Consider the following 14,268-nt stretch of genomic DNA (forward strand, 5'->3'; position numbering starts at 1 on the left):
CAATACATCTGGCTATGATAGCAGGTGAAATCAAGAGAGCCCTCGGGGCTCTCTTTTTTTATCCATTATTTTAAAAGAGGATAGATAAAGATAAACGGGAGTTAGATGGCGAACCAGTTAGCAAACAGGTGGTTACAGCGCTGTCCCGGGCCTTTTTCATTTATTGACAGAGTCGTGAACGTTGTGTAAATTAGTTGTTAAACCGCTTGTGATTCGTTTCTCAAGCGAAGATAACGACTTAGGTTAGCCCACGAAACAGCGCATGACGCTGTCCCGATAAAGGAGAGGATCACAGGTGGAAGCTCTGGCTTTAGAGCGCAAGGCTGAGATGAACCGCGAGCTGCGTGAGCGGCTTATGGTGTTGAAGAAGGAACGTAATGCCATTATTCTTGCCCATTATTATCAACGTGACGAAGTACAGGAGGTTGCCGACTTCCGTGGAGATTCGTTTCTGTTAGCCCAGAAGGCAGCACAGACAGATGCGGATGTGATCGTTTTCTGTGGTGTTCATTTTATGGGTGAAAGCGCTAAAATTCTTGCGCCAAATAAAACAGTTATTATCCCGGACGAACGTGCGGGCTGCCCAATGGCAGATATGGTGAATGTGGATGGACTACGCAAATTGAAAGCACAACATCCTAATGCCAAGGTGGTTACGTATATCAATTCCTCGGCTGAGATCAAAGCAGAGACTGACATCTGTTGTACATCAGCGAACGCAGTCCGGGTTATTCAATCGGTGGATTCCGACGAAATTATCTGGGTACCGGATAAAAACCTGGGACATTATGTGCAGCAGCATACAGACAAGAAAATGATTATCTGGGAAGGCTACTGCAACACTCACGATATGCTTACAGTCAAAGATGTGGTGGAGATGAGAGCCAAGCATCCCAATGCGGAGTTTGTTGTCCATCCAGAGTGTCGCCCTGAGGTTGTAGAAATGGGTGATTTTGTAGGCAGCACAACAGCTATTCTGGAGTATTGCAAAAATTCATCAGCGAAGGAATTTATCGTAGGTACCGAAGATGGTACAGGATATCAGCTTCGTCTGGATAGTCCGGATAAACAGTTCCACTTTGCTACCAAGTTCCTCGTATGTCCCAACATGAAGGTGAACAACTTGAAGAAACTGGTGAAATGCCTGGAAACGATGAAGCCGCAAATCTACGTGCCACCGGCCGTTGCCGACAAAGCCAGAGAATCGCTAGAGCGCATGTTGTTGGTAAAGTAGGATGCGCTACTCTTGCTCCAAGACAGGTGAATAACATGATACCGCAATATTTAGTTGATTTCGATCTGTCTGCGCTACCCATGGTAGAGACGGATGTACTGGTTATAGGCTCAGGGATTGCTGGTTTGTTTACTGCCATTAAGGCAAGCGAACAACAACGTGTATTAATGATCACAAAGAAGTCATTACTTGAAAGTAACACCAGATATGCGCAGGGAGGCATCGCTGCGGTTATTGCTGAGGATGATTCGCCTGCTTACCACTTGCAGGACACACTTGTAGCAGGAGCGGGCTTATGCCGCTCCGAAGCGGTAGAGGTATTGGTGAATGAGGGGCCGGACGGAGTGAAGGAACTGATTCGTTTGGGTACTTTATTTGATCTGGAGAACGGCGAGTTGGCGTTGACGCAGGAAGGTGCGCATAGCCACCGCCGTATTTTGCATGCTAACGGAGATGCAACAGGATATGAGATTGTACGTGCGCTTGCTGTTGAAGTGAATGAGCATCCCGGGATTGAAGTTTGGGATGAGCATTTTGTTGTTGACCTAATTACGGATCGAGATCGAGGGGAATGCATTGGCGCTCTGGTTCAGAAGGATGACGGATCGCAAGTGTTCGTGAAGGCACAGGCAACCGTTCTTTGTTCTGGTGGGGCAGGACAACTGTACCGATACACGACGAATCCGGATGTAGCTACTGCCGATGGTGTAGCCATGGCTTATCGGGCTGGGGCTATTGTTCGTGACATGGAATTTATCCAATTCCACCCCACCTCTCTATGTTACCCTGGGGCCCCGCGTTTCCTTGTGTCAGAAGCCGTACGCGGCGAAGGAGCATATTTGCGCAATGTGAAGGGTGAGCGCTTCATGGATCGTTATCATGCCCAGCTTGAACTGGCCCCACGAGATATCGTGGCACGAGCGATTGTTAGTGAGATGGAGTCCACCAACAGTACCTTTGTGTACTTGGACATTACACATGAACAGCCAGAGATGATCAAGCATCGGTTCCCTACCATATATGAGACTTGTATGCGTTATGGATTAGACATGACAACGGACTGGATTCCCGTTGCACCTGCTGCCCATTACATGATGGGTGGAGTGAAAACGGATTTAAGTGGAGAGAGCAGCATCTCCCGATTATTTGCTTGTGGCGAGGTGTCTTCTACAGGAGTGCATGGAGCCAACCGCCTGGCAAGCAATTCTTTATCAGAAGCGATTGTATTTGGGCGGAGAATTGTTGATCGTATTCAATCTCTCCCTCCGCTTGGTTTATTACAAGCAAGAGGGGCTAAGCCTTCATCTGTGGACATGAATAACATGAATAGCAAGATCATGAAAGAGCAAAAACCTATATCTGAAAGACGTTTACGACTACAGAAAATGATGGTTCGTCAGGTAGGCTTGCGCCGGAATGGTGAGGACCTGCAGAAGGCCATGGACAAGCTGCAACAGGAATTGCAATTTTTTGATCAGACACTCACGCATAAGGAAGAGCTGGAGTATGCCAACCTTCTGACCTGTGCCTGGTTAGTTACCAGCGGGGCATTACACCGCGAGGAGAGTCGGGGGGCTCACTATCGAGAGGATTTCCCGGCGCGTGATGATATCGTGTGGCAGAAGCATAGTCTGCAACAGCGAGAACAAGCGATTGTGGAGGAATTGATGTCATGATACTGAATGGATATAATGAAGGGCTTATCGAATCGATCAAAAACTGGCTTCGTGAAGATGTTGGTGCAGGTGACGTTACAACGAGTGTGACGATCCCGGCAGGCAACCAATCCAAGGCCATTATACACGCCAAAGACAATGGTATTATTGCAGGCATGACCGTAGCTGAACTTGTATTCCAGGTCGTTGATCCTGATCTTGTATTTACACCGAAGGTAACAGACGGAGACAAGGTTAGCCATGGCACAATTTTGGCTGAGGTAGAGGGAAGTACACATTCACTGCTTACGGGGGAACGACTGGCACTTAACTTGCTGCAACGTATGTCCGGAATAGCTACGCGTACGCGTGCCTACGTGGATGTGCTGGATGGTCTTGAGACCAGGCTCGTGGATACACGTAAGACAACGCCGGGCCACCGACTACTTGAGAAATACGCAGTGCGCGTGGGTGGCGGAGCGAATCATCGATTTGGACTGTACGATGCCGTTATGATTAAGGATAACCACATCAAGGGTGCAGGCGGAATCACCGAGGCGGTACAGCGTGCGCGAACCGTTATCCCACATACGATGACGATTGAAGTGGAGACTGAAAATCTGGAGCAGGTGAGAGAAGCCTTGCAAGCCGGGGCAGATATCATTATGCTGGATAACATGCATCCAGAGCGGATGCGTGAAGCGGTTGAACTTATTCGTGAACAGGCTCCTCATGTGAAGGTTGAAGCATCCGGTAACGTGTCTCTTCAGACCATTCGTGGTATTGCAGAGAGTGGTGTGGATGTAATTTCGGTTGGCAGGTTAACCTATTCCTTTGAGAGCCTGGATATTAGTCTGGATTTAAATGAAAAGAAAGAGGGGTGAACCTCTTTGATTCTAGTTGTAGACGTGGGGAACAGCAATATGGTGCTCGGCGTATATCAAGGCCGGGAATTGCTGCACCACTTTCGTCTGAGTACATCACGTCAGTCAACAGTGGATGAATACGGCGTATTGATTTATAATTTATTTCATATGTCCGGCATCAGGGCAAGTGACATCGAAGGTGTCATCATCTCATCTGTGGTTCCGCCACTGGTGAATGTAATCGAAGCGATGTGTGAGAAGTATGTAGGCAAAAAAGCTTTGCTCGTTGGGCCTGGTATCAAAACTGGCTTGAATCTGCGATACGAGAACCCTCGTGAAGTGGGTGCAGATCGTATTGTTAATGCAGTGGCAGCCGTTGAGAAGTATGGCGGCCCTCTCGTCGTGGTCGATTTCGGTACCGCAACGACTTTTGACTGTATTGACGAGAAAGGCCACTATCTGGGGGGAGCTATTGTACCTGGCATTCAGATCGCCACTGAAGCGCTCTATGAGCGGGCATCCAAGTTGCCTCGTATAGAGCTGGAGAAACCTAAAAAGGTTATTGGCCGTAATACTATTCATGCCATGCAAGCAGGTATTATATATGGCTATGCAGGGCAGGTAGATGGTATTGTAGAACGTATTCGCGAGGAGATGGGAGCGAAGCCCCGAGTCATCGCGACGGGTGGTCTCGCTACACTTATCGCAGAAGAAACCCGTAGTATAGAGGAAGTTGATCCGCTGCTTACGCTTGAAGGGCTGCGTATTATATATGAGCGGAACCGGGAAAGGTGAGCATAGTGACGGCATACAGCGGGCTGAGATTACAGCTTAAGTGTTGTGCCGTTTTTTCTGTGTTACGACTATTATGGCGATACGCCAAAGGAGGCTGAATGACTTGGAAAACAACAACAAGCATGACCGGTTAATTCGTGGTACAGCAATGAATGGAAAGGTAAGAGCCTTTGCTATCCAGACTACGGAACTGGTTGAGGAACTACGCAGAAGACACGATACGTTTCCCACGGCTACAGCAGCCATGGGGCGTACGGTTACAACAGCAGCCATTATGGGTGCAATGCTCAAAGGTGAAGAGAAGTTAACGATACAAGTCAACGGTGATGGGCCCATTGGACAGATTGTAGCTGATGCCAATGCGAAAGGCGAAGTACGAGGATATGTTTCTAATCCGCATGTACATTTGCCAAGTAATAGTATGGGTAAACTGGACGTTGCAGGCGCAGTTGGAACGGAAGGTTTCATCAACATAACGAAGGATTTGGGGCTGAAAGAGCCATATCGTGGCAGTGTGCCTATTATTTCAGGAGAACTGGGCGAAGACTTCACGTACTACTTTGCTCAATCGGAGCAAACCCCTTCTGCTGTAGGTGTTGGTGTGCTCGTTGATACGGATAATTCCGTTATTGTCTCAGGTGGATTCATTATGCAGCTGTTGCCGGGATTGACAGATCCAGAGATCACGGCGATCGAAAACGCCATTAGTACGTTGCCGCCAGTGACGACGTTGCTGGAGCAGGGACTTGAATTGGAAGAGTTGCTTCGCCGATTGTTGCCAGATGTACAAGTGATGGAAGGATTGGATATTCATTTTAGCTGTGAGTGTTCACGTGAGCGGGTAGAGAAGACACTAATCAGCCTGGGCCAAACGGAGATGGAGCAATTAATTGAAGAAGAGGGCCAGGCTGAAGTGGTCTGCCAATTCTGTAATGAAGCCTATGACTTTAACAAAGAACAACTTGAGACCATCCTAGAGCAAGCCAAGAACTGATCTATGCGGGGACGGGATGCGGAATGACAAGACAGGAAAAAGGGTTGTGGACGGCTGTAATTGTCTTGACGCTAGGTATGCTGGTCATGGGTAGTGTGATGGCTATGCATGGTCTCAGACAGGGCAAAGACGAGGCAGATGCGTCTCATGATGCCAATACGGAAGAAGGAAGCACCGTAGCGACGATCAACGGAGAAGTTATCACGGACAAAGAGTGGACCGATGCGCTGAAAAAACGCTATGGCAGCGAGTTATTACTCCAGATGTTAAACCGTAAAGCAGTATTTGCCGAAGCAATTGAACGCAAGCTGATCGTCACTCCCCAAGAGATTGCAAGAGAACTTGCCGCCGCGATGGATGGGTACGATTCAGAGAAATCATATTTTGACGAAATGAAGTCCCAATTGGGTCTGTCGAAACAGGAGCTTGAGTTGGAAGCCGGTTACAGGCTGCTGCTTGAGAAAATCGCAACGATCGGCATACAGATCAAGGATGCAGATATTGAGCATTACTGGACTGAACACCGTGAGGATTACGTTTCCCCCGAGAAATATGACTTATCCATCATCGTAGTGAAGGAAGAAGAGGAAGCCGATTCCTTACTAGATGCGTTGGAGAAGGGGGAAGACTTTGAAGAAGCTGCTCGCAAGCAATCGACAGACAGCTTCTCTCGTGATGCTGGTGGCAGGCTGGGATGGATTGAGCGGAATGATCCATTCCAGTCAGAAGAAATCCTTCAACTTGCTGCCGGGCTGGATGTAGGCGATATTGCCGGACCGGTTCGAGTGGAAGAAGGTTATGTTATTATCAGACTTAATGATAAAGAAGAACGCCAGGTGCAATCTGCCGAAGAAGTCCGTGAGGAGATTCGAATGGAACTGGCTCTGAGTCAGGCTGATCCGTTGCCGCAGGTAGAGCAAATGCTGCGTAACAAGTATGAAGCCGTAATCCTGTCCGAGATTCCTGCCTCCTGAATGCAATGGAAAATATTGTCTCGTACTGCTGCATCTTGATAAAAATACTCTGTCTGCGGTCTTAGGGCCAAAGGCAGAGTATTTTTTTTGAGTACTCATATTGACAATAAGGGTTAACGTTGATAAGATAAAAATAATAAATACCTACTCGTTTACTCGGATATAAAAGATTTATTTATGAACAAAGAAACTTTCGGAAACCTCCGCCCTGTCTAGAAATCTTAGCAGTAAGGGATAGGATCAACAGGATTTCCGCAGTTCTTCTATAACAGCTAGAGGCTATCGGCCGCACAGTATAGGTTAACAGGACTCAAGTTTTATTCATCCACTAAGGAGGGCATTCATATGGCTAAAGTAGTTAATAACGTAACAGAACTCATCGGAGGTACTCCGCTTGTTCGTCTGAACCGTATCGTACCTGAAGGCAGTGCTGAAGTATTCGTGAAGCTGGAGTACCAGAATCCAGGTTCAAGCGTGAAAGACCGTATCGCAATTAGCATTGTGGAAGAAGCGGAAAAAGAAGGCAAGCTAAAACCAGGTGATACCATTATTGAAGCAACAAGTGGTAACACGGGAATTGGACTCGCGATGGTGGCTGCAGCCAAAGGCTACAAGTCCGTTATTGTAATGCCTGAGACGATGAGCTTGGAGCGTCGTAACTTGCTTCGTGCGTATGGTGCTGAGCTTGTGCTTACACCTGGAGCTGAAGGTATGAATGGTGCTGTTAAAAAAGCCGAAGAACTGCTGAAAGAAAACCCATCCTATTTCATGGCTGAGCAATTTAAAAATAAAGCCAACGTGAAGATCCACCGTGAAACGACTGGCCCTGAGATTGTTGAAGCAATTCAATCTGTAGGCGGTACGTTGGATGCTTTCGTTGCAGGAATCGGTACAGGTGGAACAATTACAGGTGTAGGGGAAGTGCTGAAAGAAGCTTTCTCTGGTATTAAAATTGTTGCAGTTGAGCCAGCAGCTTCGCCAATTCTGGCGGGCGGCAAACCAGGACCACATAAGATCCAGGGGATTGGCGCCAACTTTATCCCTGAGATTCTGGATCAGGAAATCTATGATGAGATCATTCACATTGAGAATGATGATGCATTCGAGACGGCTCGTCAGGTAGCGAAGGAAGAGGGCATTCTGTCCGGTATTTCTTCCGGTGCGGCGATCCGTGCAGGTCTTCAGGTTGCGAAACAGTTGGGTGAAGGCAAGCGCGTGGTCGTAATCGTGCCAAGTAACGGCGAACGTTACCTCAGCACACCTCTTTACAACTTCGAAGGCTAAGTCTACAAATGACAAAACCAATCCTCCTTGCCCGTATGACGGGTAAGGAGGATTTTTGGCGTAATGCTTTTAAAAGGGGCGACGCTTTAGTATACTATCAGACAATAGAACTAGCGACAGATGGAGGGCGGCACACCGCAATGACACACCTGATGACAACATACGCCGACTGGATGGAGTGGGCTGAACAAAACTGGACCATGATGCCCTATATCACAAAGTCGGATGAGGGACCGTATCATGGCGGTTTACCGTTATCGTGGGAGGCAGCCTGGGAGCAGGCGTCACCATACGCAATTGTGCTGGAGAATGGCAAAGGCGGGAGATATACATTTCTGGGGTTAGACCCCGTATCCGTTATTTCCGGTAAAGGTCAAGAATCGGTTATTCATGATGTGACGCAAGGAACCACCTCGACGGACAGCGGTAAGCCGCTTGATGTATTGAAGAGATGGACTGCCCCATATAACGCACCCAAGGTTAATGGGGCTCCAGACTTTGGGGGTGGATACGCAGGTTATCTCAGCTACGATGTAGCAAGATCATTGGAGAAGCTTCCAGTCTTGGCTGAAGATAATCCGGCTCTACCGGATTATTGGTGGATGCGCTTTGAAGAAATATGGGCGTATGACCATGAGCAGCAGGCACTTTTCTGCATGGTTCATCTGGCTATAGAGCCTAACCGGAACGAAACGGATATCCGTAGTCTATATTCAGCGGCAGAAGCACGAGCGACAGCGATGCAGAAACGTTGGCTTCATATTATGGGGGCTGCACAGGCTGAGGAACAACAACAGGCACTGGAACGCCGCAACAAGCAGGTCAATCGTACCCCGCAGCCTGAAGATGCGGAAAGGGAATCGGAAGGATGGGAAACCTCCTTTCCCCAGGAGGACTTTGAACAAGCTGTGCGTACGGTACAGGAATATATCAGGCAGGGCGATGTGTTCCAGGTGAATCTGTCCTTAAGACAGGAAAAGCGTCTTCATTCGAGCGCTGAGCATATTTATGAATGGCTGCGCCTTGTGAATCCATCACCATATATGGGTATGCTGCGTAGTCCAGACTTTCAACTGGTAAGTGGTTCTCCCGAACTTCTGGTCAAAGTGGAGAATGGCAAAGTCAGTGCACGTCCCATCGCAGGGACCCGAAGAAGGGGCCGGGATAAAGCAGAGGATGAAGCTATGGCGGATGAACTGCTCAGCAGTGAGAAGGAACGGGCGGAGCATATTATGCTCGTTGATCTGGAACGTAATGATATCGGACGGATTGCAGCCTACGGTTCGGTTCATGTGCCTGAATTGATGACCATCGAGAAGTATTCCCATGTCATGCATCTCGTTTCCCAGGTGGAAGGCAGGCTGGCAGAAGGGTTATCCGTATTTGATGTGATCGCTGCGACATTCCCGGGTGGAACGATTACCGGAGCGCCGAAAGTCCGCACCATGGAGATTATCGAGGAACTTGAGCCTGTGCGGCGTGGGCCTTATACGGGTTCCATCGGGTGGATGGATTACAGTGGAAATATGGAATTGAACATCGTCATTCGTACACTTGCCATTAAGGACGGTATTGGTTATGTACAGGCCGGGGCAGGGATTGTTATTGATTCCGATCCATATCGGGAATACAAGGAATGCCGCAACAAGGCAAGAGCCATGATGAGAGCTGTGAATTACAGCGAAGAGGCGGAAGCAAGCAGAGCTATTGAACAAGAACAAGCGAAAAGAACAGAAGCTGTTAACTAAACTAAACTAAACTAAAATAAAATAAAACGAAGCAACCGTCACTTGCATTGACGGAAGATGAGGAGGAGCAGGCATATGATACTGGTTATCGATAATTACGATTCCTTCACGTACAACCTGGTTCAATATCTGGGTGAACTGGGTGAGACGGTGGAAGTTCGCCGCAACGACGAGATTGATCTGGCAGGCATAGAGGCACTAGCACCTGATCATATTCTGATCTCTCCGGGCCCGTGTACACCGAATGAAGCAGGCATTAGCTTGGCAGTCATTGATCATTTCAAGGGAAGCATTCCGATCTTTGGTGTTTGTCTGGGGCATCAGTCCATTGGACAAGCGTTTGGTGGCAATGTCATTCGTGCGGAGCGCATGATGCACGGCAAAACATCCGAGATGCACCACAATGGGACATCGGTATTTGCCGGATTGCCATCTCCATTCACAGCTACCCGTTATCACTCCCTGATTGTCGAGCGCAGCAGCTTGCCTGACTGCCTGGAGATTACAGCGGAGACAGCTGAAGGCGAGATTATGGGTCTGCGCCACAAAGAATATGCGATTGAAGGTGTTCAGTTCCACCCGGAATCCATTATTACAGACCATGGTCATCAGATGCTTCGTAACTTTTTGTCCCAACAAGTGAAGGTATAACATGCAATATGCCGCGATAAACGGAGAGTTGGTCAATATGGCGGCGGCCGTGGTTCCTGTAACGGATCACGGCTTTTTGTACGGACTTGGACTGTTTGAGACGTTCCGGACGTATCAAGGTGTCCCCTATCTTTTGGAACGGCATCTGGAGCGCATGGCCTCGGGGTGTAAGGAACTTGGCATTCCTTTTACAACGACCGTGGCAGAGGTGACAGATTGGATTGAACGTCTGATGAATGCGAACGGACTTCGGGATGCGTATGTACGTTATACGGTATCAGCCGGTGAAGCACCGCTAGGCTTACCTTCTGGTGATTACTCGAAGCCAAATCATATTGTACTGGCAAAAGCATTACCTGAACCTTCTCCTTCTTTATATGAGAGCGGCAAAATGCTCCAACGGTTGTCTACACCTCGCAACACGCCCGAAGGAGAAGTTCGGTTCAAGTCGCTACATTATATGAACAGCATTCTAGCGAAACGGGAGCTTAATGGATACGGGCAGCATGTGCTGGGTGCGGAAGGGTTACAATTAACCCGGGATGGGCATGTCGCTGAGGGTATTGTCAGCAATGTGTTTTGGGTACGGGAAAATGTGCTTTACACGCCAGCACTCTCAACGGGCATTCTGCCGGGTATCACGAGAGCTTTGGTACTGGAGATTGCCTTGCAGCAAGGAATCCCCTGCATAGAAACGTTAGCTTCCTGGGAAGAACTCCTGCAAGCAGATGAAATATTTCTAACCGGCTCGGTGGCCGAACTGGTTCCGGTGACAACTCTGCGGGATCAGGACGGAGCCGAAACGATAATTAGCAACGGACATATTGGCCCGGTTACAGCAGTCCTTCTGGGTATGTACCGGCAGAAAGCGGGGTATACTTCATGACACTTACACCTGTCATCTATGAACGGAACTATGCATGGGGGCCAGCTGAATTGAAGCTGGGTACAAGAACACAGATCATGGGCATTCTTAACGTCACGCCTGACTCATTTTCAGATGGCGGACGTTATACCAACGTGGAGCGGGCAGTTGCGCATGCCAAGCAGATGATGGAGGACGGGGCGGACCTGATTGATATCGGCGGGGAGTCCACCCGTCCAGGTTCAGATGTCGTGGGCGCCGATGAAGAGCTTAGCCGGATTATTCCGGTTATTGAAGCATTGCATCAGCAAGCCCCGCACATTCCGATATCGGTAGACACGTATAAGGCCGAGGTTGCACGTCAGGCTATTCTGGCAGGTGCTCATATTATTAATGATGTGTGGGGTGCCAAGGCAGATCCAGATATGGCCCGCACGGCAGCAGAGCTGGGGTGTCCCATCATTCTGATGCATAATCGGCAGGATCGGAATTACACCGATTATCTGAGTGATGTCGTGAGCGATTTGCAGGAGAGCATACAGATTGCATTAACAGCGGGCGTGAAAGCAGAGCAAATTATCCTGGACCCGGGTATCGGTTTTGTGAAGGAGCTCGGAGAAAATCTGAAGCTCATGTCATCGCTCGGTTTGCTCAATGAAATGGGATATCCCGTTCTGCTAGCCACCTCACGCAAAAGATTCATCCAGAACACCCTGGATGTCGGGGCGGATGATGCGCTGGAAGGAACGGCTGCGACCGTTGCATTTGGCATCTCCCAAGGCTGCCAAATGGTTCGGGTTCATGATGTGAAACCGATTCGGCGGACGGCAGACATGTGTGATGCCATGTTGTATGCTTCTCCGGGTATACGGAGGAAATAATGTTGGCGGGTCCGAATGACCCGTCCAGTGGAAGCGCAGCGTTTTTCAAAGGCGAAGCTAAGGCATAACTTCAAATAGATTAAAATTTCAATATATATAGAGGGTAGGCGGATCGTATGGATAGAATGGTATTGCATCGTATGGAGTATTACGGATATCATGGTGTTTTTGCAGAAGAACGGAAGCTTGGGCAGCGGTACTATATTGATCTGGAGATTGATATGGACCTGGGTGAGGCCGGACGTAACGATGATCTGACCAAAACGATTAATTATGCGGAGATCCATGAGCTGGTAAAACAGATTGTAGAGAATAAGTCATTCCAGTTAATTGAAGCTTTGGGCGAACATATTGCATCTTCTTTACTAGACACTTATACTATTATCAATGCATTGACAGTCAAGGTGACGAAGCCACATCCGCCATTCGATATTCATTTTGAGGGCGTAACGGTAGAGCTTCGCCGCACAAGAAAGTGAGAACCGATCATGATTGCACATTCGACCTCTGAATCTTCAGAGGCTTATATTGCTTTAGGGGCCAATTTGGGTGACCGGGAACAGACGCTGTTTGAAGCATTGTCTTTGCTGGATGAACACCCTCATATATCCGTTCTGCGTTGTTCTGCACTATATGAGACGGAGCCTGTGGGATATGTAGATCAGCCTGCATTTCTGAATATGGCAGTCGCCGTACAGGCGATGCTGACACCTGAGCAGTTGCTCACGGAATTATTGGATATCGAGAACCGTCTCGGTCGTGTTCGTGATATTCGCTGGGGACCGCGCACTGTTGATCTGGATCTGCTCTGGATGCACGGTGAGACGCGAGATACCGAATTGCTTCAATTGCCTCATCCTCGTATGGGAGAACGGGCTTTTGTGCTGGTCCCACTGTCGGATATCGTACCGGAGGGCGAGATTTCAGGTTTGTATACCTTTGTACACTCATCGTTGTCTGTACTGGATGGAAAGGATGGAATACAGCTTTGGAAAACATGCAATTGGCCAACCGAATCCGGGCATTCCGGAAGCTGAAAGGTTTAACACAACATGAACTTGCGGCCGAGACCGGCATCTCGCTGGCCATTCTGGGAACCATTGAACGGGGAAACCGTAAGGTATCACAGCAAGAGCTCGATCGAATTGCTGGTGTGCTGGCAATCAGTATCGAGGAGTTGCGGGGCAACTAGGACCGTTTCGGTCTCGCCATGTTACAACAACCAAGACACCGATCGAACTTTATATCGTGATATATACAGAATTAAAAAAGGAGTGGAACGACTACCGTGCTTAACATTGGTGGCATTGAAATGAAAAACCAGGTCGTACTTGCGCCGATGGCTGGCGTATGTAATCCGGCTTTTCGTTTGATCGCAAAAGAATTCGGAACAGGCCTCGTATGCGCGGAGATGGTGAGTGGCAAAGCCATTGTCCATGGCAACCAGCGTACGCGTGAGATGTTGTTTGTAGATGAGCGTGAGAAACCGCTGAGCCTTCAGATTTTTGGGGGAGATCGTGATTCCCTTGTAGAAGCAGCCAAAATCGTGGACAAAGAAACCAATGCAGACATCATCGATATTAACATGGGATGCCCTGTGCCAAAGGTAACAAAATGTGATGCCGGTGCACGTTGGTTGCTTGATCCGAACAAAATCTATGAGATGGTATCCGCTGTCGTGGACGCGGTGGAGAAGCCGGTGACCGTCAAGATGCGTATCGGCTGGGATAACGAGCATATCTTCGCGGTGGAGAATGCGCTCGCGGTTGAACGTGCTGGTGGACAGGCGGTAAGTGTACACGGCCGTACGCGTGAGCAACTCTATACAGGCACAGCTGACTGGTCACACATCAAAGATGTAAAAGAAGCTGTCTCTATCCCAGTGATCGGCAATGGTGATGTTCATACGCCAGAGGATGCACGCCGTATGCTGGATGAAACGGGTTGTGACGGAGTTATGATCGGTCGTGCCGCCCTGGGTAACCCATGGATGCTGTATCGTACCATTCAATACTTAAGCACGGGGGAATTGCTTCCTGACCCGAATGGCGAAGAGAAGATCCGTGTTGCCATCCTGCATATGGATCGCCTGATCGCATTGAAGAATGAGACAGTTGCCGTACGCGAGATGCGCAAACATCTGGCTTGGTATTTGAAAGGCCTGAAAGGATCTGCCCGCATCAAGGATGTTATTATGGAAGGAACCAAGCGGGACGAGATGGTACAGATTCTGGAGAACTTTGTGAGTCAGCTGAAAAGCGAAGGTAATTTGGAGTCAGAACCGGTAATCGCCGGAAATGCATCTTAATTATAAACGCATC

General features: G+C 48.7%; 15 protein-coding genes. All 15 read left to right on the plus strand.

Going from position 1 to position 14,268, the window contains the following annotated elements; all coding sequences use genetic code 11:
* The first annotated feature begins 295 nt into the window (after positions 1-295).
* The 15 genes from nadA (at position 296) to dusB (ending at position 14,255) form a co-directional block, all read left to right on the plus strand.
* On the plus strand, positions 296-1,234 hold the full coding sequence (nadA, locus tag V6668_RS00310; protein ID WP_036606114.1) for a quinolinate synthase NadA: 939 nt from the start codon (positions 296-298) through the stop codon (positions 1,232-1,234).
* A 35-nt stretch (positions 1,235-1,269) separates the two neighbouring features.
* Positions 1,270-2,910: an L-aspartate oxidase gene (nadB, locus tag V6668_RS00315; RefSeq protein WP_338707452.1), complete on the plus strand. Its 1,641-nt coding sequence runs from the start codon at positions 1,270-1,272 to the stop codon at positions 2,908-2,910.
* Positions 2,907-3,773, plus strand: coding sequence for a carboxylating nicotinate-nucleotide diphosphorylase (nadC, locus tag V6668_RS00320; RefSeq protein ID WP_338707453.1), 867 nt, complete (start codon positions 2,907-2,909; stop codon positions 3,771-3,773). Before nadB ends, nadC begins: the two co-directional genes overlap by 4 nt.
* Before the next feature lie 6 nt (positions 3,774-3,779).
* The gene (locus tag V6668_RS00325) at positions 3,780-4,550 is read left to right on the plus strand and encodes a type III pantothenate kinase (RefSeq protein ID WP_036606111.1); all 771 of its coding nucleotides are present in this window, start codon (positions 3,780-3,782) and stop codon (positions 4,548-4,550) included.
* Positions 4,551-4,623: 73 nt separating this feature from the next.
* Positions 4,624-5,544, plus strand: a complete 921-nt coding sequence (gene hslO, locus V6668_RS00330) for an Hsp33 family molecular chaperone HslO (protein WP_338707454.1) — start codon at positions 4,624-4,626, stop codon at positions 5,542-5,544.
* A 23-nt stretch (positions 5,545-5,567) separates the two neighbouring features.
* The gene (locus V6668_RS00335; protein WP_338707456.1) at positions 5,568-6,518 is read left to right on the plus strand and encodes a peptidyl-prolyl cis-trans isomerase; all 951 of its coding nucleotides are present in this window, start codon (positions 5,568-5,570) and stop codon (positions 6,516-6,518) included.
* 345 nt (positions 6,519-6,863) lie between these two features.
* Complete coding sequence (cysK, locus tag V6668_RS00340) at positions 6,864-7,802, plus strand: cysteine synthase A (RefSeq protein WP_036606108.1); 939 nt, start codon at positions 6,864-6,866, stop codon at positions 7,800-7,802.
* A gap of 140 nt (positions 7,803-7,942) precedes the next feature.
* On the plus strand, positions 7,943-9,550 hold the full coding sequence (locus V6668_RS00345) for an anthranilate synthase component I family protein (protein WP_338707457.1): 1,608 nt from the start codon (positions 7,943-7,945) through the stop codon (positions 9,548-9,550).
* A 75-nt stretch (positions 9,551-9,625) separates the two neighbouring features.
* The gene (gene pabA, locus V6668_RS00350; protein ID WP_036606106.1) at positions 9,626-10,201 is read left to right on the plus strand and encodes an aminodeoxychorismate/anthranilate synthase component II; all 576 of its coding nucleotides are present in this window, start codon (positions 9,626-9,628) and stop codon (positions 10,199-10,201) included.
* Between the two features lies 1 nt (position 10,202).
* A complete protein-coding gene (locus V6668_RS00355; protein ID WP_338707458.1) occupies positions 10,203-11,087 on the plus strand; it encodes an aminotransferase class IV in 885 nt (294 codons plus the stop codon).
* Positions 11,084-11,947 (plus strand): dihydropteroate synthase, encoded by an 864-nt coding sequence (folP, locus tag V6668_RS00360; RefSeq protein WP_338707459.1) that lies wholly within the window; start codon positions 11,084-11,086, stop codon positions 11,945-11,947. Before V6668_RS00355 ends, folP begins: the two co-directional genes overlap by 4 nt.
* Before the next feature lie 116 nt (positions 11,948-12,063).
* Positions 12,064-12,426 carry a dihydroneopterin aldolase gene (folB, locus tag V6668_RS00365; protein WP_036606103.1) on the plus strand — a complete coding sequence of 121 codons (363 nt, stop codon included), beginning with the start codon at positions 12,064-12,066 and terminating at the stop codon, positions 12,424-12,426.
* A 9-nt stretch (positions 12,427-12,435) separates the two neighbouring features.
* On the plus strand, positions 12,436-12,984 hold the full coding sequence (folK, locus tag V6668_RS00370) for a 2-amino-4-hydroxy-6-hydroxymethyldihydropteridine diphosphokinase (RefSeq protein ID WP_047844503.1): 549 nt from the start codon (positions 12,436-12,438) through the stop codon (positions 12,982-12,984).
* A complete protein-coding gene (locus tag V6668_RS00375; protein WP_036668438.1) occupies positions 12,945-13,139 on the plus strand; it encodes a helix-turn-helix domain-containing protein in 195 nt (64 codons plus the stop codon). Before folK ends, V6668_RS00375 begins: the two co-directional genes overlap by 40 nt.
* A 96-nt stretch (positions 13,140-13,235) precedes the next feature.
* On the plus strand, positions 13,236-14,255 hold the full coding sequence (dusB, locus tag V6668_RS00380) for a tRNA dihydrouridine synthase DusB (protein WP_036606100.1): 1,020 nt from the start codon (positions 13,236-13,238) through the stop codon (positions 14,253-14,255).
* Positions 14,256-14,268 lie beyond the last annotated feature (13 nt).

This window comes from Paenibacillus amylolyticus (assembly GCF_036894225.1).
GTDB classification, from domain to species: Bacteria; Bacillota; Bacilli; order Paenibacillales; family Paenibacillaceae; genus Paenibacillus; species Paenibacillus amylolyticus.

What these genes read in the sequence shown, in the direction of transcription:
- nadB (WP_338707452.1), top strand. Translation starts at nt 1,270, where the DNA reads ATGATACCGCAATATTTAGTTGATTTCGATCTGTCTGCGCTACCCATG.
- folK (WP_047844503.1), top strand. Translation starts at nt 12,436, where the DNA reads ATGATTGCACATTCGACCTCTGAATCTTCAGAGGCTTATATTGCTTTA.
- nadC (WP_338707453.1), top strand. Translation starts at nt 2,907, where the DNA reads ATGATACTGAATGGATATAATGAAGGGCTTATCGAATCGATCAAAAAC.
- pabA (WP_036606106.1), top strand. Translation starts at nt 9,626, where the DNA reads ATGATACTGGTTATCGATAATTACGATTCCTTCACGTACAACCTGGTT.
- hslO (WP_338707454.1), top strand. Translation starts at nt 4,624, where the DNA reads ATGGCGATACGCCAAAGGAGGCTGAATGACTTGGAAAACAACAACAAG.
- folP (WP_338707459.1), top strand. Translation starts at nt 11,084, where the DNA reads ATGACACTTACACCTGTCATCTATGAACGGAACTATGCATGGGGGCCA.
- cysK (WP_036606108.1), top strand. Translation starts at nt 6,864, where the DNA reads ATGGCTAAAGTAGTTAATAACGTAACAGAACTCATCGGAGGTACTCCG.
- V6668_RS00345 (WP_338707457.1), top strand. Translation starts at nt 7,943, where the DNA reads ATGACACACCTGATGACAACATACGCCGACTGGATGGAGTGGGCTGAA.
- V6668_RS00355 (WP_338707458.1), top strand. Translation starts at nt 10,203, where the DNA reads ATGCAATATGCCGCGATAAACGGAGAGTTGGTCAATATGGCGGCGGCC.
- folB (WP_036606103.1), top strand. Translation starts at nt 12,064, where the DNA reads ATGGATAGAATGGTATTGCATCGTATGGAGTATTACGGATATCATGGT.
- V6668_RS00335 (WP_338707456.1), top strand. Translation starts at nt 5,568, where the DNA reads ATGACAAGACAGGAAAAAGGGTTGTGGACGGCTGTAATTGTCTTGACG.
- V6668_RS00375 (WP_036668438.1), top strand. Translation starts at nt 12,945, where the DNA reads ATGCAATTGGCCAACCGAATCCGGGCATTCCGGAAGCTGAAAGGTTTA.